Source organism: Rhodococcus sp. KBS0724 (genome assembly GCF_005938745.2).
Lineage (GTDB): Bacteria > Actinomycetota > Actinomycetes > Mycobacteriales > Mycobacteriaceae > Rhodococcus_F.
In genome coordinates, this window is record NZ_VCBX02000001.1 from 4,324,688 (window position 1) to 4,345,898 (window position 21,211).

The following is a 21,211-nucleotide window of genomic DNA, read 5'->3' on the forward strand; positions in this document are numbered from 1 at the left end:
ACTGTGCCGGAAACTTCCGAATCGGGTCGTCATCGTGACGCATCACGCGAAATCGGCCAGTTTGCGGGCAAGATCCGACGGGTCCGTATCGGGACCAATGACCCACCACGGCGACACCCACTCGGTTGCCGCCAGCTGTGAGTACAGTTCGCCGGTTCGGATCTGCAGGTCTCCGTCGCGCTCGTAAGCATCACGCTCGCGAGTCGAATCTTCCACCTCACGACTGCGAGCACGCTCGTTCGCGAGCGCGATCGGTACGTCGAGGTACATCTGGAGATCAGGTACCGGGAGGCCGAGGCGACTCAGTTCCAGATCGCGAACCCACGCCACCATCTCGCCGTCGACGCCCTGATGCACGCGCGCCGCGTTGTACGCGGCATTGGACGCAACGTAGCGATCGAGTAGGACAATGTCGTTGGCGCTCAACATTTCCGAGATCTGCGACGAAGCGCCGGCCCGATCAAGAGCGAACAGCACCGCCATCGCGTTCACCGAAGCGGCGAGGTCGCCGTGAGCACCCTTGAGCGCCTCTGCGGCAAGGTCCGCATGGATCGACTGACCGTAGCGGGGAAAATCGAGTGTGGCGATCGAAGTACCGCTCCGCTCGAGTTCGTCGACGACCTTGCCGATCAACGTCCGCTTGCCGGCTCCGTCGAGCCCTTCCAACGCCACGAGTACTCCCACGGCTGACAAGCCTATCCCCCAGCCCGCAGACGCGGACCGGGGGACGGTGAGAGCTGGTGACGACCGAACCGAAACAGCTCAGTAGCGGTAGTGCTCGGGCTTGTACGGGCCTTCGACGTCGACGCCGATGTACTCTGCCTGCTCCTTGGTGAGCTTGGTCAGCGTGCCACCGAGTGCCTCGACGTGGATCTTCGCGACCTTCTCGTCGAGGTGCTTCGGGAGGCGGTAAACCTCGTTGTCGTACTCCTCCGGCTTGGTCCACAGTTCGATCTGCGCGATGACCTGGTTGGAGAAGCTGTTGCTCATCACGAACGACGGGTGGCCCGTCGCGTTGCCGAGGTTGAGCAGACGACCCTCGGACAGCACGATGATCGAGTGACCGTCGGCGAACGTGAATTCGTCGACCTGCGGCTTGATGTTGATCCGCGTGACGTCGCCCGACTTCTCGAGGCCGGCCATGTCGATCTCGTTGTCGAAGTGACCGATGTTGCCCAGGATGGCCTGGTGCTTCATGGCCTTCATGTGCTCGAACGTGATGATGTCCTTGTTACCGGTGGACGTGATCACGATGTCGGCCCAGCCGATGGCCTGCTCGACGGTCTTGACCTCGAAGCCGTCCATCAGTGCCTGAAGGGCGTTGATCGGGTCGACCTCGGTGACCGCGACGCGAGCGCCCTGGCCGCGAAGTGCCTCGGCACAACCCTTGCCGACGTCTCCGTAACCGCAGACCAGCGCAGCCTTGCCGCCGATCAGAACGTCGGTGCCGCGGTTGATGCCGTCGAGCAGCGAGTGGCGCGTGCCGTACTTGTTGTCGAACTTGCTCTTGGTGACCGAGTCGTTGACGTTGATAGCGGGGAACGTGAGTTCACCGGCAGCGGCAACCTGGTACAGGCGCAGAACGCCCGTGGTGGTCTCCTCGGTGACGCCCTGGACGGACTCGGCGATTGCCGTCCACTTTCCCTTGTCGGACTCGAGGGACTGACGCAGAAGTGCAAGGAAGACCTTGTACTCGTCGGAATCCTGGTCGTCGTCCGTCGGCGGGACGACGCCGGCCTTCTCGAACTGTGCGCCCTTGAGCACCAGCATGGTGGCGTCGCCGCCATCGTCGAGAATCATGTTGGCAGGCTCACCCGGCCAGGTCAGCATCTGCTCGGCTGCCCACCAGTACTCTTCGAGGGTTTCACCCTTCCAGGCGAAAACCGGAACGCCCTTGGGCTCTTCCGGGGTGCCGTGCGGACCGACGACGATAGCCGCGGCAGCGTGATCCTGCGTGGAGAAGATGTTGCATGAAGCCCAGCGGACCTCGGCGCCGAGCGCGGTCAGCGTCTCGATCAGCACCGCAGTCTGAATGGTCATGTGGAGCGAACCGGAAACGCGAGCGCCCTTGAGCGGCAAGACCTCTGCATATTCACGGCGAAGTGCCATGAGACCCGGCATCTCGTGCTCGGCGAGTCGAATTTCCTTGCGACCGAATTCCGCGAGCGAAAGATCTGCAACTTTGAAGTCGACACCGTTACGGTTGTCGGCCACGGGTGTTGTTGAAACTGAGGTCGTCATCGTCCCTCTCCTGGTTGACGTGCATACTCCACTCAAGGCTATCCGCTCGACCCACGCAGTAGGACATCACCGTGATCACGGCGAGACTCATACCGTGCCGCGCGCACCTCGGGCAACATCGATGAACGGTCCGAGCAGCGCACCAAGATCCTCCGCGACCGACGCCCCCGACTCGGGCGGCATCGAGATGTAACTGAGCCCCAGTCTCGCAATTGCCCTGGCCAGGATGCCCGCGTCCTGGGCCGACGCCTGAATCCATCCACGCTGAAAGCTCTCCGACAACCGGGTCGATGCCCGGTCGATGATCACGGCACTGTCCGTTGTGATCAAACGCAACAAATCGGGTTTCGCCTCCCCCGTCAGGAGCGAATGCACCAATGGATCCATCGCACTCGAGGCAAAAAACGCCCCGAACCCTGACATCAGGGCATCGACACTGCGTCCCTCGTTTGCCGCAACGGCGTCGTCCACAGCGTCGACAAACCCGTCCGCCAGCCGCAGTGCGTACGCCTGCGCCAGGCCTTGCCGCGAACCGAACTCGTTGTAGAGCGTCTGCCGGCTGACACCCGCGTGCTTGGCCAGAACGGTCAGACTCACCTCGGACCAGTCGCGCTCGGTCAGCAATTCGCGCATCGAATCGAGCACCGCCCCGCGCAGCAGCAATCGCGACGCCTCTTTCTGCGACAGGCGGGTGGGCGTCGACATCATGGTCACGAGACTACCGCCGCACCCGCCGACCCACTCAGGCCCGTTCGATCTCCACCATGAAGAAATCACTTTTCGCCGCGCCGCAATCCGGGCAACTCCAGTCGTCCGGAATATCGTCCCAGCGAGTGCCCGGCTCGATGCCGTCGTCGGGCCAGCCTTGCGCCTCGTCGTACTCGAATCCGCACTGCGCGCACTGATACAGCTTGTAGTCGTTCATGATTCACTCCCCTGTCATTGCCGGAACAGCTTCGAAGTCCAATTTTTCTCGAACGCCACAATCCGGACAGCACCAGTCGTCGTGGACCGCTTCCCACGGCGTTCCTGCCGGAAACCCTTCTCGCGGAGCGCCCTTCACCTCGTCGTAGACGTACTCACACACTGGGCATTTGTAGGCACTCATGCGCTCGCTCCGTACCGCGCGAGGATCTTCTCGCGCTTGGCCGGCTGGATATTGACGCGGGTGATATCACCGTCATAGTGAGCAATGACCTTGGGGTCCATTACTTTTCGCCACAGCGGTGGTACGTAGGCCAGCATGATCATGCTGGCATACCCACTCGGAAGATTCGGTGCACCATCCATGCTGCGGAGCGTCTGATAGCGGCGCGTGGGGTTGGCGTGATGATCACTGTGACGCTGCAGGTGATACAGGAAGATGTTGGTGCAGATGTGATCACTGTTCCAGCTGTGTGCCGGAGCGGCACGCTCGTATCGGCCGCTGGCCAACTTCGTCCGCTTCAGTCCGTAATGCTCGAGATAGTTGACCGTCTCGAGCAGGCAGAAGCCGAAGACCGCCTGCAGGAACAGGAACGGCAGAATCGACAGCCCGAACACTGCGGTGAGCACAGCGAACAGCACTACCGACATCAACCACGAATGCAGGACGTCGTTGCGAATTGTCCACGGCTTCTTACCCAATCGATCCAGCCGCGACTTTTCGAGTTCCCATGACGATCGCAGGGATCCCCACACACTGCGCGGCAAGAAGGCCCAGAAGCTCTCACCGAATCGAGAGGACGCGGGATCCTCCGGAGTTGCCACCCGGACGTGATGACCGCGATTGTGCTCGATGTAGAAGTGACCGTAGAAGGACTGCGCCAGGGTGATCTTGGACAGCCATCGTTCGAGATCGTCTTTCTTGTGGCCGAGTTCGTGCGCCGTGTTGATTCCGATGCCCGCAACGCATCCGACGGTGATTGCCACACCGATCTTCGATACCAATCCGAGTCCGCCGTCGATACCGAGCCACGAGAGGTCCGTCGCCGACCACAGGTAGCAGGCCATGACAAGGCTGACCAGCTGGAACGGAATGTAGATGTACGTGCAGTAGCGGTAGTACTTGTCGTTCTCGAGCCTTTCCATGACGTCGTCCGGCGGGTTCTCGCCATCCGGCCCGAAGAAGATATCGAGGATCGGCAGCAGCACGTACACCAGCAGCGGTCCGATCCACCACCACACCGGCGAGACCGCGCCGAGACCGATGTTGTTGAACAGAGCCACCATTCCCACTGCTATGAAAATCGCGACCGGGGGAACCAGGCCGAGCAGCCAGAGATGCCGTTTCTTGTCGCGCCACTCCCCCGATATCTGATCGGATTGTGCGCCCACGTGTGTCGACACTGCGTGCCTCCTCCATCCGGAACGACCCACGACTGTGAGTCACTTCACTCTGAAGTAGACAATACTGGCTATGTTGTAAAAAAACTATACAAATACTGAAATTTGTACACTCATTCGATTTCGCCGCGCTCGCGCTTTCCGATCAACGAATGGCGACGGCTGTACGCGAAGTAGATGACTACGCCGATCGCCATCCAGACGACAAACCGCAACCAGGTCTCCACCGACAGATTGAACATGAGCCACACGCACGCCAGCACCGCAAGAATCGGAACAACCGGAACCCACGGAACTCGGAATCCGCGGGGCAGGTCCGGACGGGTCCTGCGCAGAACAATCACTCCGATCGAGACGAGGACAAACGCGAACAACGTTCCGATGTTCACCATTTCCTCGAGCGTGCCGATCGGAAAAACGCCGGCCAGTACGGCAACCACCACACCGACAAGCACGGTGATCCTGACCGGAGTCCCATGCTTTCCGGTCGGCGCCAACCGACGCGGCATCAAACCGTCGCGGGCCATCGCAAAAAGCACACGGGTCTGCCCCAGCATCAACACCATGACTACGGTTGTGAGTCCGGCGAGGGCACCGAACGAGATCACGTTCTTTGCCCACGTGATGTCGTGGAACGCGAATGCCGTTGCCAGATTGGACGTGTCGCCTTCGAGTTCGCGGTAGTTCACCATCCCCGTGAGTACCAGCGTCACCGCCACGTACAGCACGGTGACGATGAGGAGTGAGCCGAGAATTCCACGCGGCAGGGCCTTCTGCGGTTCCTTCGTTTCCTCCGCGGTGGTGGCGACGACGTCGAATCCGATGAACGCGAAGAACACCAGGCTCGCTGCCGCCAGGAGTCCGTACCACCCGAACGTGCTGCCGCCGGCGCCGGTGACGTACGAGAACAGCGACTGATGGATGCCCTCGCCGGTGCTACCGGGCTGCGACGGCGGAATGTACGGCGTGTAGTTGTCGGTGTCGATGTAGAACATGCCGACGATGATCACGAGCAGCACCACGGCCACCTTGATCGACGTGATCACCAGCGACACCCGTGAGGAGAGCTTGGTTCCGGTCACCAGCAACACCGTGATGACCACGATGATCAGCACGGCGCCCCAGTCGAAGGAGATCGGCCCGAGTTCGACGATCGGACTCCGTGAGCCCATCACCTCGCCGAGATACAGCGACCACCCTTTTGCCACCACCGATGACGCCAACGCGAATTCGAGGATGAGGTCCCAGCCGATGATCCAGGCGACGAACTCGCCGAACGTTGCGTACGAGAAGGTGTACGCGCTTCCCGCGACAGGAACCGTCGACGCGAATTCTGCGTAACAGAGCGCCGCCAGGCCGCAGGCGATCGCGGCGATGACAAAGGCCAGGGACACAGACGGCCCGGCGACATTGCCTGCCGTCCGAGCCGTGAGTGTGAAGATTCCTGCGCCGATGACCACCGCAACACCGAATACGGTGAGATCCCAGGAGTTCAGATCTTTTCGGAGTTTCGTCTCCGGTTCGTCGGTGTCCTTGATGGACTGCTCTATCGATTTGGTTCGGAACAACTTGGAACGACCGGATCCGGCCTCGTCCTTGATCGCCACTGCCGCCTCCTTAGAGATGGCATCAGCCTAAGCCTGTGCGAGAGGCTTTGTTCAGGGTTTGCGAGTGACCAGTTTGTCCAGATCAGGTTCGAGGTAGATCACGCGTGCCGCCGGAACAGCAGCACGCACACGCGCTTCCGCCTCGTCGATTGCGGTCGCGACATCCGAGATGGTCGAACCGAACGGCACGGCAACCTTGGCCGCAACCAGAATCTCCTCGGGACCGAGGTACTGGGTCTTGCAATGGATGACTCGTTCGATGCGGGTTCCGTCGACCAACGCGGCCAGGATCAGATCGGTTTCGGCGCTGGTCGCGCCTTCCCCGATCAACAGGGATTGCATTTCGACGATCAGGACTATCGCGATGATGCCGAGCAGCACGCCGATGCACAGGGTGCCGATGCCGTCGAACACCGGATTGCCGGTCACCATCGTCAGGCCGACGCCGCCCAGTGCCAGTACCAGTCCGATCAGTGCGCCGGTGTCCTCGAGGAGGACTACCGGCAGTTCAGGACTGCGCGACGTACGGATGAACGACCACCACGACGCGTTTCCCTTCAGTGGACGCGATTCCTTCATCGCGGTGAAGAAACTGAACCCTTCCAAGCACATGGCGATGACCAGAATCGCAATGGCCACGAAGGGCGAGTTGAGTTCCTCCGGATGTTGAATCTTGTGAATGCCCTCGTAGATCGCGAACAGCGAACCCAGGGTGAAGAGCACCAGAGCAACCACGAACGAGTAGAAGTAGCGATTGCGCCCGTATCCGAACGGGTGCAGTTGGTCGGCTTCCTTCTCGGCCTTCTTCTGTCCGAGTAGTAGCAGTCCCTGATTGGAGGTGTCGGCCACCGAGTGCACCGACTCGGCGAGCATCGACGACGACCCGGTGATCAAGAATCCAGCAAATTTAGCTACGGCAATTCCGGCATTGGCTCCCAATGCGGCCAGGATTGCTTTCTTTCCGCCCTCTGCCGACACGACTACCTGCCGACCGTGGCGCTGAAAACCTGTGCCGTTTTGCTTCGCGCCGAGATTTCCACGAGCGGTTCGTCCGCGGAAATCCACGCTGCGCGACCACGATCGAGTTTCAGTTCGCCGGCCCCACACCGCAGCGTCACGGAACCGTCCGTGCACATCAGGATGCGTGGTTCCCCGGCCGGAACGACGCTGTCCGTCACATCCCCACCCAACTCGATCCGCGTCAGCCGAAATTCCGGAGCGGGCGTCGGATAGACGATGTCCGCGCTGCCCGCGTGCGGCGCCGGGTCGAGAATCGTGATGTCGGAACCGTTGAAGTCGAGGACTCGAAGCAATTCAGGTACATCGACGTATTTGGGGGTCAGTCCGCCGCGCAGAACGTTGTCGGAGTTCGCCATGATCTCGACAGCCAGCCCGTGCAGGTAGGCATGGAGGTTTCCGGCGGCCAGGAAGAGTCCCTGACCTGGTTCGAGTGTGACCCGATTCAGCAGCAGCGCGGCCAGCACTCCGGCATCACCCGGGTACGACTCGCCGAGTTCGAGTGCTGTGCGGATCTCGGCGGCAAATTCGACGTCTCGGGACGACGCGTAACCGATGCATCCCGCGAGGACGGCCGGCAGCAATGTTCCGAGTGCGGTGGACGGCAAAGTTATCCACGTCGTGAACAACGCCCGCAGACCGTCCGAATCCGGTTGTCCTTCAAGAAGACCGATGTACGGCTCCAGCTCGGGCACCGCCAGTGCGCGCAGCATCTTGACTGTCCTCGTCGGTTCGCGGAATCCCGCGAGCGCTTCGAAGGTGCTCAGCGCGACAACCAGTTCCGGTTTGTGGCTGCCGTCCTTGTAATTGCGGACAGGTGAGTCCATCGGAACACCGAGGTGGTTTTCCCGGTGGAAGCCCTCTTCTGCCTGGCGTGCGCTCGGGTGCGCTTGCAAGGACAGTGGCTCCTCCGCCGCCAACAGCTTGAGCAGGAACGGCAGGCGTTCCCCGAAGTCCTCGATGTTCTGTTCGCCCAATTGCCGTGCCGGATCACTGGCGAGCACATCGAGCAACGACTCGGTGCCATCGTCGGTGACGACGCGCGCAGGATCGCCCGGATGGGCGCCGAGCCACAACTCCGCCTCGGGATGTGTGGATGGCACGGGAAGCCCACGAAGTTCGGCAATAGCCGTACGCGACCCCCAGGCGTAGGACCGCAGAGCGCCCTCGAGTTCTTGCACTAGCGCGACCCACCCGTCAACTGCACGTACGCGGACGCCATGTCCACTCTCGATGCCAAGACAAACACCTGTTCCACTTCCGATACCCCCGTATTGGCGCTGTCCTCGTCTGATGTGATCACCAGATCCGCATCGGCCAGCGCATCCATGCGTCGCGTGACCTCACCGCGTCCCGCTTCCATGGCAAACACGAATGCCCGAACCGGGTCGATCGGCAACGGGCCGTCGAGCTCCGGATCGTGGAAGAACGGATCGTGAAAAACCGAATCGCGAGCCCCGGCTGTCGGAGCGAACAGGGCCCGGGCCGCTGCGATCACATCCGACAGTTCACCGGAAGCCGCGGAGCGCCCTGAGGCCAGAAGCGACGCGCTTGCGTAGTCGGCAAGACCAGTGGCAACCGCGCCAAGGCCACACACGACCACGCGGCGATCACGCATCCTGGTAGCCAGGGATTTGGCCGGATTGTGAAACACCTCGTTCGACACACCGTCGCTGATAGCTTCGGCGTCGACGGCGTCCGCAATCCGATCGAGGGACGACGGTCCGGCTTCGGTCTTCTCACGGTGGTCGATCTCACGGTGGTCGAGCGCCGAAACCACCGCAACGAAGACCGCGAGAAAACGCATCATCGTGTGGCGCGGAGCCGTGAACACACGCGCAGGCAAAGTCATCGTGCGCCCGGCCGCTGCTGCCCGCATCGGTCCCTCTTCGGGAACCGCGACAACAACTTCTGCGCCGCGGCGTACCGCCCCGTCGACGGACTCCACGAGACGCGGATCCCCGGCGTCGTCACCGGCGACCACCACGACGTCGAGGGGTCCCACCCACGACGGCGTCCGATCGAGCAACACCAGAGGGCACGGCACAGCATTGCCGAGCAGGGCGACCGCGATCCGGGCGGCGTATCTGGCGCCGGCCGATCCCGCGATCAACACGACGCTTCGTGGACGCAGCCCGGCCAACCGATCGAGCGAGCCTTCCGCGACGGCCGAAGCCGTCGAACGAATCTGTGCGCCCCCCATGGCTACCGAACGCAGTAGCCCCTCCGAATCGGCAGCTGACAATGCGTCACTGTCGTCGAGGTCGAGGAGCGGTGTCGGCGCTGTCATCTCACCGCACCCCCTTCTCCGTAACAACTTCTCTCGCAACCAACGTCGACCGCAGCACTGCGTGCGCGGATAGTCCCCCAACTATCCCAGGCGGCCGACGCGCCGACAAACCGATCGGGCAGAAAAATGAACTCAGCCTCGAACGATCGCCAGAATCTCGCCGACCAACGCGTCGACATCTGCCTGCGTCGGAGCTTCGACGTTGAGTCGGAGCAACGGTTCCGTGTTGGATGCCCGCAGGTTGAACCACGCATTACCGGACAAGTTGACCGTGACACCGTCGAGGCGGTCGACGGAGTCGGTGCGGTCCGCGAACGCCGCAAGCACGGCCGCGGTTCGATCGGCTGCATCGGCAACGGTCGAGTTGATCTCACCGGATGCGCTGTACCGGGTGTACTCGGCCATCAGTTCCGACAGCGGCCGGTCCTGCTCACCGAGTGCGGCCAGCACGTGCAATGCGGCCAGCATGCCGGAATCGGCACCCCAGAAATCGCGGAAGTAGTAGTGAGCGGAATGTTCGCCGCCGAAAACTGCGCCCGTTTCGGCCATCTGCTGCTTGATGAACGAATGGCCGACGCGGGTGCGGATCGGAACGCCACCCAGTTCGGTGACCAGTTCCGGCACCGCGTGCGAGGTGATGAGGTTGTAGATGATCGACGCGCCTGGCTCCTTGGCCAACTCGCGCTGCGCAACCAGTGCCGTCACGGCGGACGGGGACACCGGATCGCCCTTTTCGTCGACCACGAAGCAGCGGTCCGCGTCACCGTCGAAGGCAAGACCGACATCTGCGCCCGTCTCACGGACATATGCCTGCAGATCGACCAGGTTGGCCGGATCAAGCGGGTTCGCTTCGTGATTGGGGAACGAGCCGTCCAATTCGAAGTACAAGGGCAGAACATCGAGCGGCATCGGACCGAAGACGGCGGGCGCAGTGTGTCCACCCATCCCGTTACCCGCGTCGACGGCAACCTTCATCGCACGCATCTCGGACAGGTCGACAAGCCCGCGCAAGTAGCTTGCGTACTCGTCGAGCACATCCTTACTGCTGACCTGACCGGCCGGACCGTCGAACTCGGGAACTCCGGAGACAACCTCACCCGAGATGACAGCAAGACCGGTGTCCTGACCGACCGGCTTGGCACCGGCGCGGCACAACTTGATGCCGTTGTACTTCGCGGGGTTGTGGCTTGCGGTGAACATCGCACCGGGGCAGTTCAACAACCCGGAAGCAAAATAGAGCTCGTCGGTCGACGCCAGTCCGATGTGCACGACGTCGAGGCCCTGCGCGACGACACCCTCGGCAAACGCAGCCGACAGCGCAGGTGAGGACTCGCGCATGTCGTGACCGATCACGACGGTCGACGCGGCGCCCTCCTCGTCGCGAACCAAACGGGCGAACGACGCGCCGACATCACGGACAAAATCTTCGTCGATCTGCTCACCGACCACGCCACGGACGTCGTACGCCTTGATGATTGCAGCAACCGACTCGGCTGTTCGCCCCACTGAATTCATTCTCCTTGTGTGCGCATCCCGACGGACATTTCCGCAGGACACTGGAAGTTCGCAAGACGCTGGAAGTTCTGAGCAAGCCTAATGCTTCACGCGCGACTACGGGATGTCAGGCGAAAGCGGCCGACAATTCAGGCCGACGGATCCGGCAGAACACGCAGGTGACCGCGACGACCGGTGCGGACCGTGGGAGGTGCAACGGAACGGGCGTCCTCGCCTGCGGACACGCCGGTGTCCTCACGTCCCTTGGCGCGGTCACCGAAACCTGCCTCACGGACAGCTTCGGCAAGAGCGGTCAAATCGTCTTCGTCCGGGGTGCTGGTCGAGAATCCACCCTCGTACCGGACCATTTCCCAGCCCTTCGGGACCGTGATACGCGACGCATGGTTGTCACACAGATCCCACGAGTGCGGTTCAGCGACGGTCGCGAGAGGACCGACTACCGCAGTGGAGTCCGAGTAGACATACGTCAACGTCGCGACGGCGGGGTTCTTGCACCCGGGGCGGCAGCAGCGACGCAGAGATCTCACAGGTACGGAGCCTAGCCCTCCCCGCGGCGGGAACCTACTCGGACACACCGACGGAGCGTCACTGTCGTAATCTCGACGGCATGTCACGCTCCCCCCGCCGACGGTCGGTCACCACCCGTTCGATCGAACGGCACGGCCGCGGCCTGCGCGGACCCTTGTTGCCGCCGGAAGTTCCGGCACGGCGCACCCGAGCGGAGAAATTCGATCTCCTCGTGATGGACGCGTTTGCTCCGGTGGACCTGGCTTGGCACGACCGGCTGAAAAAACTCGACATCGCCGTCGACGAGGTTCCCAAGATTTTTGCCCGTGATCCGGATTCGGTGAACTGGCCACCGGAAGTCGTCGCAGACGGACCTGTTCCGCTCTCACGTTTGATTCCTGCGGGCATCGATCGCCACGGCAAGACGACACGTGCGCGGATTGTGTTGTTCCGTAGACCGTTGGAGCAGCGTGCCAAGAATCCGGACGAACTCACGGATCTGGTTCACGACGTGCTGGTGCATCAGGTCAGTACGTTTCTCGGTGTCGACCCGTCTGTGATCGATCCGACGTTTCCCGAAGAAGACTGAGCTAAGAAAAAGACTGAGCTAAGAAGAAGACTGAATACCCTTACATCAGGGCCGAAAGTCCATATTCCCGAAAGACAAGTATCTCTGAAAGTCTGTGCACGACCTGCAATTCCCCGTTGCAGGTCAAGACTTTTCGCAGACCGTCCCGTCAGCCCCGACGCTGACAGAACCGATTCAGCAGCAGATCAGATGATCCCCCGCTTGAGACGCCGACGCTCGCGCTCCGACAACCCTCCCCAGATTCCGAACCGTTCGTCGTTGGCGAGTGCGTAGTCGAGGCACTCGTCACGAACCTCACAACCGAGGCAAATACGCTTGGCTTCCCGAGTAGATCCACCCTTTTCGGGGAAGAACGCTTCGGGATCGGTCTGTGCACAGAGTGCACGTTCCTGCCATTGATCCTCGATGGTGTCGAACAGTTCCTCGAAGCCGGTCACGAGACTCAGCACCGGCCGAGTTGTCACCGCCTCGATATCACTGCAGGCACCTTCTGCTGCGCCTGCTTGGGAATCGGTCTGCGGTTCGTAGCTCACTGTCATTGCCAGAGCACTGATCTCGACATTTTCATTGGGCATCGTTCCGCCTCCTCACCTGTAATAGCGCAGAATTTCACTCCGTATTTCAACCCTTTTCAACCCCACCCCGTTGACCACTCGAAACTACGTTCGAATGTGATCCCGCTGCAGGCAAACTCGCCGACATCGGTGGAATGACACATTTGAGATTACACACGTCCAGCGTGTCGCGGTCAAGCTAATGCACAGGAATCCATTAGTATTCCGGCCCGAGTTTTGCCTCTGACACACCGCCCAGCAGACACGGCAAGTCGAGCACCGCCTAGGCTTTGTCAAGTGAACGTGACTGTATTGGTTGGCGGCGTCGGCGGAGCTCGTTTCCTCCAAGGAGTGCAACATGCACTCGGCATCTCCGGTGGTGAAACGCTCGAGAAATATCAAGGCCCACACCGGATCACAGCAGTGGTCAACGTCGGCGACGACGTCTGGATGCACGGTCTGCGCATCTGCCCCGACCTCGATACCTGCATGTACACCCTCGGCGGCGGCATCGACACCGAGCGCGGCTGGGGCCACAAAGGCGAGAGTTGGAACGCAAAGGAAGAGCTCGCCGCGTACGGCGCAAAGCCGGACTGGTTCGGGCTCGGCGACCGCGATATCGCCACCCATTTGATCCGGAGCCAGATGCTCCGAACGGGCTATCCACTCTCCGCAGTTACCGAAGCGTTGTGCAATCGTTGGAATCCCGGCGTTGATCTGATACCTGTCAGCGACGATCGCAGCGAAACGCACGTCGTGATCACCGACCCGGAAGACGGCGAGCAAAAAGCTATCCATTTCCAGGAATGGTGGGTACGTCACCGCGCTCACGTCCCGACCCACAGCTTTGCTCACGTCGGCGCCGAACAGGCCAAGCCGGCTCCCGGAGTGCTCGAGGCGATCGAGAACGCGGACGTCGTCCTGATCGCTCCGTCCAACCCGGTTGTCAGTGTCGGCGCGATTCTGGCCGTGCCCGGCATCCGTGGCGCACTACGCACCACCGCTGCCAAGGTGATCGGCCTCTCCCCCGTGATCGGCGGAAAACCGTTGCGCGGAATGGCGGACGAATGCCTCGACGTCATCGGTGTCGAGACGACGTCAGAAGCAATCGGTCGCCACTACGGCGCCCGGTCGATCAACGGCATCCTCGACGGCTGGCTGATCGACGAAGGTGACACCGCCGACGTCGACGGCGTGGATGTGCGCGCCGTCCCGCTGATCATGTCCTCCCCCGCGGCCACCGCCGAGATGGTGGCCACAGCATTCGATATCGCCGGAGTGTCGCTGTGACAACAAACACGACCGAACAGGCCCCCGGCGATCACTCGCCCGGCGCAGCCATCGAAGTGATTCCCGTTCAGGGTCTTCCGGAGTTCCGCCCCGGTGACGATCTGGCGGGCGCCCTCATCGAGGCAACGCCGTGGCTCCGCGACGGCGACGTTCTTGTCGTGACGAGCAAGGTGTTCTCGAAGGTCGAAGGCCGCATCGTCTCGTCCCCGACCGACCCAGACGAGCGTGATGCTGCGCGGCGCGTTCTGGTCGATCAGGAAGCCGTACGCGTCGTAGCGCGCAAAGGCCGAACCCTCATCACGGAGAACAAGCTCGGGATCGTTCAGGCCGCATCCGGCATCGACGGCTCCAACGTCGACGGAGCCGAGTTGGCTTTGCTGCCCGTCGATCCCGACGGTAGCGCTGCCGCGCTCCGCGCTCGGGTGTTCGAGAGCACCGGCAAGTCCGTCGCCGTCGTGGTGACGGACACCATGGGCCGGGCGTGGCGCAACGGACAGACCGACGCTGCGATCGGCGCCGCCGGCATCCCGGTGTTGCACGGCTACCTCGGAGCACAGGACAGTCAAGGCAACGATCTGATCGTGACCGAGATCGCCGTGGCCGACGAAATCGCCGCAGCCGGCGATCTGGTCAAGGGCAAGCTCGGCGGTGTACCGGTTGCCGTCGTGCGCGGACTGCGTTTCCAGGACAACGGTTCCACGGCCCAGGACCTCATCCGGCGCGGAGCCGACGATCTGTTCTGGCTCGGTACGGCAGAAGCAACGACCATGGGCCGCGGCCAGGCACTGCTTCTGCGCCGCTCCATTCGCACGTTCAGCGAGGACCCTGTCGACGCCGACGCAATTCGGTTGTCCATCGCCGAGGCGTTGACCGCGCCGGCGCCGCACCATACCCGACCCGTTCGCTTCGTATGGTTGCGCACCAACACTATTCGTCAGCAGCTACTGGAAGCACTGCGCGAGAAGTGGCTGGCCGATCTGCGCGCAGACGGCCGCACCGAGGAGTCCGCACAGGCCCGTGTCGCCCGCGGCAACATCTTGTTCGACGCCCCGGAAATTGTCATCCCGTTCTGCGTCCCGGACGGCGCGCACAGTTACCCGGACGAGCGCCGCAGCGCTGCGGAGTCCACGATGTTCACCGTGGCTGCCGGAGCGGCAGTGCAGGGCTTGCTGGTCGCGCTCGCCACCCGCGAGATCGGAAGTTGCTGGATCGGTTCGACGATCTTTGCCGCCGACACGGTGCGCGAACATCTTGGCGTACCCGCCGATTGGCAACCACTCGGCGCCATCGCTATCGGCCACCCCCTCGAACCGCTCACTCCCCGTACGGCTCCGACGCCCGGCGACGCATTGGTGGAGATGTAGGTGAGCGCCGAGACTCTGCACGCGTCCGCCACAGGCGTTCTGGAACAGTGGATTACGCCGTCGGCGCACAACGAGTCCCTCCGGCACACCATGTTGGCGTTTCTCGGCTCCGCACCCGACGGATGCCTTCGTCGTCATGCGGCCGGACACATCACCGCGTCGTCGCTGGTTGTCGACGAGAGCCTCCAGCACGTCCTGCTCACTCTGCATCCGCGCGTCGGGAAGTGGATTCAGCTCGGCGGACACTGCGAACCGAGCGATGACACCGTGATCGATTCGGCGTTGCGGGAGGCTCGCGAGGAATCGGGGATTCACGATCTGCACATCGACCCCGCACTTCTCTCCGCGCACACGCACCCCATCACCTGTTCGCTCGGCGTCCCGACGCGTCACCTCGACCTGAGGTTTCTTGTTGTGGCACCGGACAACTCACCGATCGTGCGCAGCGACGAGTCGACGGACCTGCAGTGGTGGCCCGTCGACTCTCTCCCCGACAACGCCGAGCACGAGACCGTCAACCACATGATCTCGCTGGCGAGGTTGCGTCGCCGCGCCTGAACCTTCAGGCTTGGAAAGCGGGCGCCAACTCGGGCCGTTTGGCGCTGACTCCATCACCGGAGGACACACCCTTGACCCGCCGAGCCAGCCACGGCACCAGGAACTCTCGGGTCCATTGACGGTCTTCGCGCCGGGCTTCATTCTTGGTCTGCACCGGCACGGGTCCGAGATCGGGTGCGGTGAGCGTGTGGTCCACACCGATGGCGTCGAGCACGTGAGCGGCCATGTTCTGATGTCCGGCAGGTGACATGTGCAGGCGGTCGAAGTCCCACATCCGCAGATCCTGGTACTCGGCGAACCGCCAGAAGTCGACGATGGTCGCGCCGTGCCGGTCGGCTACTTCACGCACCAATTCGTTGTAGATGGCCATGCGTCCACGGAGTTTGCCGAAGAACGCGGACCACCCGGTGTCGTAGGCGGTGAACATCACTACGCGAGCACCGGATTCGGTGAGCGCGGCAATCGCGGTGTCATAGCGGGCGACCACGGCGTCGAGGTCCAACTTCGGTCGCATCATGTCGTTGCCGCCGGCGTAGATCGTCACGAGGTCCGGCTTCATGGCAAGTGCAGGCCCCAACTGCTCCTCGATGATGGGACCGAGCAGTCGACCCCGAATCGCCAGATTCGCGTACCGGAAGTCCGGGTTGCCGATTGCCAACTGCTCCGCGACACGCTCGGACCAACCTCGTAGTCCGTTGGGGAATCGCTCGTCTGTGTCGCCGACACCCTCGGTGAACGAATCACCGAGGGCGACGTAGCGGCTCGGAAATGAAGTCATCCGACCAGTATTCCAGTTGCGAAGCTCAACAATCACACATCTGTGCTGAAGCGCACGCCGCCGTCCGGCAGCGTCACGCCGGGCCACACCCGCGCGCCGCGGAGCAATTCGCAGCGCGCACCGATATCGGCACCGTCACCGATCACCGCGTCGCGGATGAGAGCGCGAGGCCCCACCCGAACACCGAATCCGAGGATCGATCGCTCGACGACTGCCCCGGCTTCCACCACTGCGCCGTCGAACAGGATTGCGCCGTCGAGGCGGGCGCCGGCGCCCACTTCAGCGCCACGCCCGACAACCGTGCCGCCGATCAGTACCGCTCCGGGCGCCACGCCGGCCCCTGGGTGCACCAGGGACTCGCCGCGCGGGCCGTCGAGTGCGGGTGACGGTGCGATACCGCGAACCAGGTCGGCGGAACCACGCACGAAGTCCTCCGGAGTACCCATGTCACGCCAGTACGACGTGTCGACGTGACCGAAGACGCGTTTGCCCTCCGCCAGCAGGTTCGGGAACACCTCACGCTCGACCGACACCGGGCGACCCTCGGGGATCTGCTCGATGATCTCGCGCTTGAAGACGTAGCAGCCGGCGTTGATCTGATCCGTCGGCGGATCCTGGGTCTTCTCCAGGAATGCGGACACCCGGCCTTCTTCGTCGGTGGGCACACAGCCGAACGCGCGCGGATCGCCGACTCGGACGAGGTGCAGGGTGACGTCCGCATCCGTTTTCGTGTGTGTGTCGAGGATCGCGTTCAGGTCGGTGCCGCCGAGTACGTCACCGTTGAACACCATGATGTTGTCGCCGCGAAGTTTCGGAAGGACGTTGCGGATACCGCCACCGGTTCCGAGCGGTTCGCTTTCGAAGACGTAGTCGATCTCGAGGCCCATCTTCGATCCGTCGCCGAAGTAGTCCTCGAACACCTCTGCCTTGAACGACGTACCGAGCACGACGTGCTTGATGCCCGCAGCTTCGATCCGCGCGAGCAGGTGCGTCAGGAAAGGCAGACCGGCCGTCGGCAACATCGGCTTGGGGGCCGACAAGGTCAGCGGGCGCAGGCGAGTGCCCTTGCCGCCTACCAGGATTACCGCGTCGGTCGGAGTAGGTTCGGTCATCGTTGTTGTCCCCTGGGATTCGAAACTGAAGTGTCATCGGTCGGGTGGTCTGTGCGAGCGCGCGAGCGCACTATTCGTCTGCAGCGCGTTCGCGGACTGCGGATGCGACGGCGATCTTGGAACGAAGTGCCAGGCCGCCGCGCAGCGCCAGACGCAGCGGGGCCTGCCACCAATGCGGGTGGCGGTCGGCTTGGAAACGGTAGGCACTGCGGTGGTGCGCCGGCAGCATCAACTCCGGATGACGCCCTGCCGCATGCCCTTTCGCGTGGGTTACCTCCGCGGAGGGCACAAACACGTTGAGCCAACCCGCTTTTCCGAGGCGATCACCGAAATCGACGTCCTCCATGTACATGAAGTAGCGGGAGTCGAACCCGGAGATCGCATCGAAGGCATCCCGGCGAACGAGCAGGCACGACCCGGACAACCAGCCGACTGCGCGCTCGGTGAGTGCCTCGTTCTCCTGGCGGTAGCGAGTGGTCCACGGATTCTTCGGCCACACCGTGCCCAGAATTGCGTGTCCCGCACCGGAAGTGATGTCGGGCACCGATCGCGCCGACGGGTACACGCTGCCGTCGGGTTCGAGGACCTTGGGCCCCAGCGCACCGGCCCTTGGCCACCGATTTGCCGCAGACACCAATTCGTCGAGTGAACCGGGGCTCCATTGGACGTCCGGATTGGAAATCACGATGAATTCGATAGCGGGATCGATCTCCGCTACAGCCCGATTTATCGCGCCTCCGTACCCGATATTTCCACCGGTACGGAGCAGTCGGACGTGCTCGTACTTGCGCTCAGCGGCCTCGGGAGTTCCGTCGGTCGACCCATTGTCGGCCATGATGACCTGGGGTTTTTCTGTCGTCGCGTCGGCGAGTGTGCTCAAAAAGTTCTCGAGATGCTCGCCGGGCGAGTACGTCACCGTTACCACGGCCAGCTTGGGACTCACGCCGGTCAGCCTAGCCGCCCGGAGCGCTCCATCTGAACTTTGCTCACGCGATTGCGTCGTGAAGCGCCTCACGCCACGGGCGCAACGGGGTCAAGCCAGCGGCCGCCCACGCATCACCGGACAACACGGAGTACGCGGGGCGCGGTGCCGGGCGTACAAATGCGGCGCTGGTGCACGGGCGTACTCGATTCGGATCGGCACCGACCTCCTCGAACACCGCGCGCGCCAGATCGAACCAACTGGCCTGCCCGGCATTGGTGGCGTGCAGCGTCGAGGACCCCGTGAAGGGACGTGACGCCAGTTCCAGCAGACCGGCCGCCAGGTCGACGCTGTACGTCGGCGAACCGATCTGATCGTCGACGACGTCGATGAAGTCCCGTTCACTTTCGAGGCGGCGCATCGTGCCGACAAAATCGCCGGCCTCGCCCGAGTAGACCCAGGCCGTGCGAACGATCACGGAGTCAGCGCCGGATTTGCGGACGGCTTCCTCGCCGGCGAGCTTCGTGCGGCCGTAGACCGTCGACGGCCCGGTGGGCGAATCGACCTCGTAGGGGCTGTGTGCGTCACCGGGGAAGACGTAGTCGGTGGATACGTGGATCAATCGGGCACCCGCCCGAGCGCAGGCCCACGCCAGATTGCTCGGCCCGGTCTCGTTCACTGCCGTAGCCGCTGCCTCATCCGACTCCGCGGCATCCACTGCCGTGTACGCGGCGCAGTTGATCACCACCGTCTCGGGAGAGAGAACATCGGACGTCAGAGCCCGTTCGACGGCGTCATGATCGGTGATGTCCAGCTGCGCTGAACCCAGGGCGACAACGCCTCGACCCGCCGAGAGCGCAAGCGATTCGATACGGCTTCCGAGCTGGCCGCGTGCCCCTGTGAGCAGGATATTAGTCATACCCGTCAGTTTGGCACGCCGCTGCCAGGTACCCGACCTGGAGCGAAGAGACCAGTAACCTGGATGGGTGTCACACCAGCAACCCCCACGTCGCGTGCGTCCGCAGCCTGCGCCTAGTCGAGCGAAGACCAGCCCAGGCCGGATAGCCGTCGCCGTCGTGTCGGTCCTGGTGTTGCTGGTCACCGGCTTCGCGTGGCGCGGGGTGGATTCACTGCGCAACTCCCTGGCCACCGCCAGCGGTCTCGGTTTGGGCGGCGGCAAGGACGGCGCCATCGACATCCTCATGGTGGGAACCGACAGCCGCACGGATGCGCACGGAAATCCACTCACCCAAAGCGAGTTGGATTCACTGCGCGCCGGTGAAGAAGTTGCCTCCAATACCGACACCATCATCTTGATCCGTGTTCCCAACGACGGCAGTTCCGCCACCGCGATCTCCATTCCCCGCGACGCGTACGTCAACGTCCCCGGCATCGGGATGTCGAAGATCAACGGAGCCTTCGGAGCAACCAAGGAGACCGAGCGTCTGCGTCTGGTCAACAACGGAGCCAGCGAATCGGAGTCGGACCGCAAATCCACCGAAGCCGGTCGCGAAGCTCTCATCGAATCCGTCGCGAACCTGACGGGTATCACCGTCGACCACTACGCCGAAGTCGGTCTGCTCGGATTTGTCCTGCTCACCAATGCAGTCGGCGGCGTCGACGTGTGCCTCAACGCTGCAGTGAACGAACCGCTCTCGGGCGCAAACTTTCCGGCCGGCCAACAGACTCTCGACGGATCGAACGCTCTCAGCTTCGTCCGGCAACGTCACGATCTCCCCCGCGGCGACCTCGACCGCATCGTGCGTCAGCAAGTCTTCATGGCCTCCCTCGTGAGCCAGGTCCTCAGTGCAAAAACACTCAGCGATCCCGGCAAACTCAGCTCGTTGACCAACGCCGTTTCACGCTCGGTCGTGATCGACGACGATTGGGACATCATCGAATTCGCGAAACAGCTGCAAAATCTGGCGGGCGGCAAGGTCCAGTTCGAAACCATCCCGGTGCTCGACATCAACGGTATGACCGACTACGGCGAGTCGATAGTCAAGGTCGATCCGAAAGAGGTCAAGAAGTACGTCGCGAACCTCGTCGGCGCCGACGTCGAGGAAGAGGAGACGACTTCGGCGGCGCCCACCGTCGATGCGTCGAAGTTCACCGTCGACGTCGCAAACGCCAGCGATATCGCCGGCCTTGCGAGCGGAGTCTCCGAAGCGCTGAGCGCACTCGGCTACCGCGAGGGTGACGTCGGAAACAACACGGGCGCAGACGTATCCGAGTCAACGGTCTTCGCGAAATCCAAGGACGACGACGCAGCCCTTGCCGTCGCCGAAGCATTGGGCGGTTTGAGTGTGAAAGCGGATTCGTCGTTGCCCTCGAACACCGTTCGGGTTGTTCTCGCCTCCGACTACTCCGGTCCCACGTCCGCCGATTCCGTGTCACCGACGGATTCCGGGTCGGTGTCGGCGTCCGGGACACCGGACTCCGCGAGCACCACCGAAACCAGTCCGACGCCCGCTCCCGCCGGCCCGCCGATCGATGCGGCATCCAGCGGACCACGCTGTGTGAATTAAAGCTCTGCGTAAAC

General features: G+C 62.8%; 22 protein-coding genes. 5 read left to right on the forward strand and 17 right to left on the reverse strand.

The window, feature by feature from the left end; all coding sequences use genetic code 11:
- Nucleotides 1-42: 42 nt before the first annotated feature.
- From FFI94_RS19950 to FFI94_RS20005, 12 genes are all read right to left on the reverse strand, one after another.
- Nucleotides 43-684, reverse strand: a complete 642-nt coding sequence (locus FFI94_RS19950) for a dTMP kinase (protein WP_138869351.1) — start codon at nucleotides 682-684, stop codon at nucleotides 43-45.
- A gap of 78 nt (nucleotides 685-762) precedes the next feature.
- On the reverse strand, nucleotides 763-2,241 hold the full coding sequence (gene ahcY, locus FFI94_RS19955; protein WP_138869352.1) for an adenosylhomocysteinase: 1,479 nt from the start codon (nucleotides 2,239-2,241) through the stop codon (nucleotides 763-765).
- 87 nt (nucleotides 2,242-2,328) lie between these two features.
- Nucleotides 2,329-2,949, reverse strand: coding sequence for a TetR family transcriptional regulator (locus FFI94_RS19960; protein WP_138869353.1), 621 nt, complete (start codon nucleotides 2,947-2,949; stop codon nucleotides 2,329-2,331).
- 34 nt (nucleotides 2,950-2,983) lie between these two features.
- Nucleotides 2,984-3,166, reverse strand: a complete 183-nt coding sequence (locus tag FFI94_RS19965) for a rubredoxin (protein WP_033231503.1) — start codon at nucleotides 3,164-3,166, stop codon at nucleotides 2,984-2,986.
- 3 nt (nucleotides 3,167-3,169) lie between these two features.
- Nucleotides 3,170-3,349: a rubredoxin gene (locus FFI94_RS19970; protein ID WP_138869354.1), complete on the reverse strand. Its 180-nt coding sequence runs from the start codon at nucleotides 3,347-3,349 to the stop codon at nucleotides 3,170-3,172.
- On the reverse strand, nucleotides 3,346-4,569 hold the full coding sequence (locus FFI94_RS19975) for an alkane 1-monooxygenase (protein WP_138869355.1): 1,224 nt from the start codon (nucleotides 4,567-4,569) through the stop codon (nucleotides 3,346-3,348). Before FFI94_RS19975 ends, FFI94_RS19970 begins: the two co-directional genes overlap by 4 nt.
- A 110-nt stretch (nucleotides 4,570-4,679) precedes the next feature.
- Nucleotides 4,680-6,173 carry an amino acid permease gene (locus tag FFI94_RS19980; protein WP_138869356.1) on the reverse strand — a complete coding sequence of 498 codons (1,494 nt, stop codon included), beginning with the start codon at nucleotides 6,171-6,173 and terminating at the stop codon, nucleotides 4,680-4,682.
- 51 nt (nucleotides 6,174-6,224) lie between these two features.
- Entirely contained in the window at nucleotides 6,225-7,151 is a 927-nt protein-coding gene (locus FFI94_RS19985; protein ID WP_138869357.1) for a cation diffusion facilitator family transporter, read from the reverse strand.
- 2 nt (nucleotides 7,152-7,153) lie between these two features.
- Nucleotides 7,154-8,371, reverse strand: a complete 1,218-nt coding sequence (manA, locus tag FFI94_RS19990; protein WP_138869358.1) for a mannose-6-phosphate isomerase, class I — start codon at nucleotides 8,369-8,371, stop codon at nucleotides 7,154-7,156.
- Entirely contained in the window at nucleotides 8,371-9,480 is a 1,110-nt protein-coding gene (locus FFI94_RS19995; protein ID WP_138869359.1) for a tobH protein, read from the reverse strand. Before FFI94_RS19995 ends, manA begins: the two co-directional genes overlap by 1 nt.
- 132 nt (nucleotides 9,481-9,612) lie before the next feature.
- Nucleotides 9,613-10,986: a phosphomannomutase/phosphoglucomutase gene (locus tag FFI94_RS20000; protein WP_138869360.1), complete on the reverse strand. Its 1,374-nt coding sequence runs from the start codon at nucleotides 10,984-10,986 to the stop codon at nucleotides 9,613-9,615.
- Nucleotides 10,987-11,123: 137 nt separating this feature from the next.
- Nucleotides 11,124-11,522, reverse strand: a complete 399-nt coding sequence (locus FFI94_RS20005; protein WP_138869361.1) for a DUF3499 domain-containing protein — start codon at nucleotides 11,520-11,522, stop codon at nucleotides 11,124-11,126.
- A gap of 80 nt (nucleotides 11,523-11,602) precedes the next feature.
- On the opposite strand from FFI94_RS20005, the gene FFI94_RS20010 reads away from it, so the two are divergent.
- Complete coding sequence (locus tag FFI94_RS20010; RefSeq protein ID WP_138869362.1) at nucleotides 11,603-12,091, forward strand: metallopeptidase family protein; 489 nt, start codon at nucleotides 11,603-11,605, stop codon at nucleotides 12,089-12,091.
- Nucleotides 12,092-12,276: 185 nt separating this feature from the next.
- Here FFI94_RS20010 and FFI94_RS20015 read toward each other — a convergent pair whose 3' ends face one another.
- Nucleotides 12,277-12,540 (reverse strand): WhiB family transcriptional regulator, encoded by a 264-nt coding sequence (locus tag FFI94_RS20015; RefSeq protein WP_165826358.1) that lies wholly within the window; start codon nucleotides 12,538-12,540, stop codon nucleotides 12,277-12,279.
- 402 nt (nucleotides 12,541-12,942) lie between these two features.
- On the opposite strand from FFI94_RS20015, the gene cofD reads away from it, so the two are divergent.
- The 3 genes from cofD to FFI94_RS20030 are packed head-to-tail and all read left to right on the forward strand — an operon-like array spanning nucleotide 12,943 to nucleotide 15,857.
- Entirely contained in the window at nucleotides 12,943-13,935 is a 993-nt protein-coding gene (cofD, locus tag FFI94_RS20020; protein ID WP_033231206.1) for a 2-phospho-L-lactate transferase, read from the forward strand.
- Nucleotides 13,932-15,299, forward strand: coding sequence for a coenzyme F420-0:L-glutamate ligase (locus FFI94_RS20025; protein WP_138869363.1), 1,368 nt, complete (start codon nucleotides 13,932-13,934; stop codon nucleotides 15,297-15,299). The genes cofD and FFI94_RS20025 overlap by 4 nt, the downstream gene beginning before the upstream one ends.
- Nucleotides 15,300-15,857, forward strand: coding sequence for an NUDIX hydrolase (locus FFI94_RS20030; RefSeq protein ID WP_138869364.1), 558 nt, complete (start codon nucleotides 15,300-15,302; stop codon nucleotides 15,855-15,857). It begins immediately after the preceding gene.
- 4 nt (nucleotides 15,858-15,861) lie between these two features.
- On the opposite strand, the gene FFI94_RS20035 is transcribed toward FFI94_RS20030, so the two are convergent.
- The 4 genes from FFI94_RS20035 to rfbD form a co-directional block, all read right to left on the reverse strand.
- Nucleotides 15,862-16,635: an SGNH/GDSL hydrolase family protein gene (locus tag FFI94_RS20035; RefSeq protein ID WP_138869365.1), complete on the reverse strand. Its 774-nt coding sequence runs from the start codon at nucleotides 16,633-16,635 to the stop codon at nucleotides 15,862-15,864.
- A 32-nt stretch (nucleotides 16,636-16,667) separates the two neighbouring features.
- Nucleotides 16,668-17,747, reverse strand: a complete 1,080-nt coding sequence (locus tag FFI94_RS20040) for a sugar phosphate nucleotidyltransferase (protein WP_138869366.1) — start codon at nucleotides 17,745-17,747, stop codon at nucleotides 16,668-16,670.
- A 70-nt stretch (nucleotides 17,748-17,817) separates the two neighbouring features.
- The gene (locus tag FFI94_RS20045) at nucleotides 17,818-18,690 is read right to left on the reverse strand and encodes a glycosyltransferase family 2 protein (RefSeq protein WP_138869367.1); all 873 of its coding nucleotides are present in this window, start codon (nucleotides 18,688-18,690) and stop codon (nucleotides 17,818-17,820) included.
- A 43-nt stretch (nucleotides 18,691-18,733) separates the two neighbouring features.
- Nucleotides 18,734-19,588 carry a dTDP-4-dehydrorhamnose reductase gene (gene rfbD, locus FFI94_RS20050; protein WP_138869368.1) on the reverse strand — a complete coding sequence of 285 codons (855 nt, stop codon included), beginning with the start codon at nucleotides 19,586-19,588 and terminating at the stop codon, nucleotides 18,734-18,736.
- 94 nt (nucleotides 19,589-19,682) lie between these two features.
- On the opposite strand from rfbD, the gene FFI94_RS20055 reads away from it, so the two are divergent.
- On the forward strand, nucleotides 19,683-21,197 hold the full coding sequence (locus FFI94_RS20055) for an LCP family protein (RefSeq protein WP_313905578.1): 1,515 nt from the start codon (nucleotides 19,683-19,685) through the stop codon (nucleotides 21,195-21,197).
- Nucleotides 21,198-21,211: the final 14 nt, after the last annotated feature.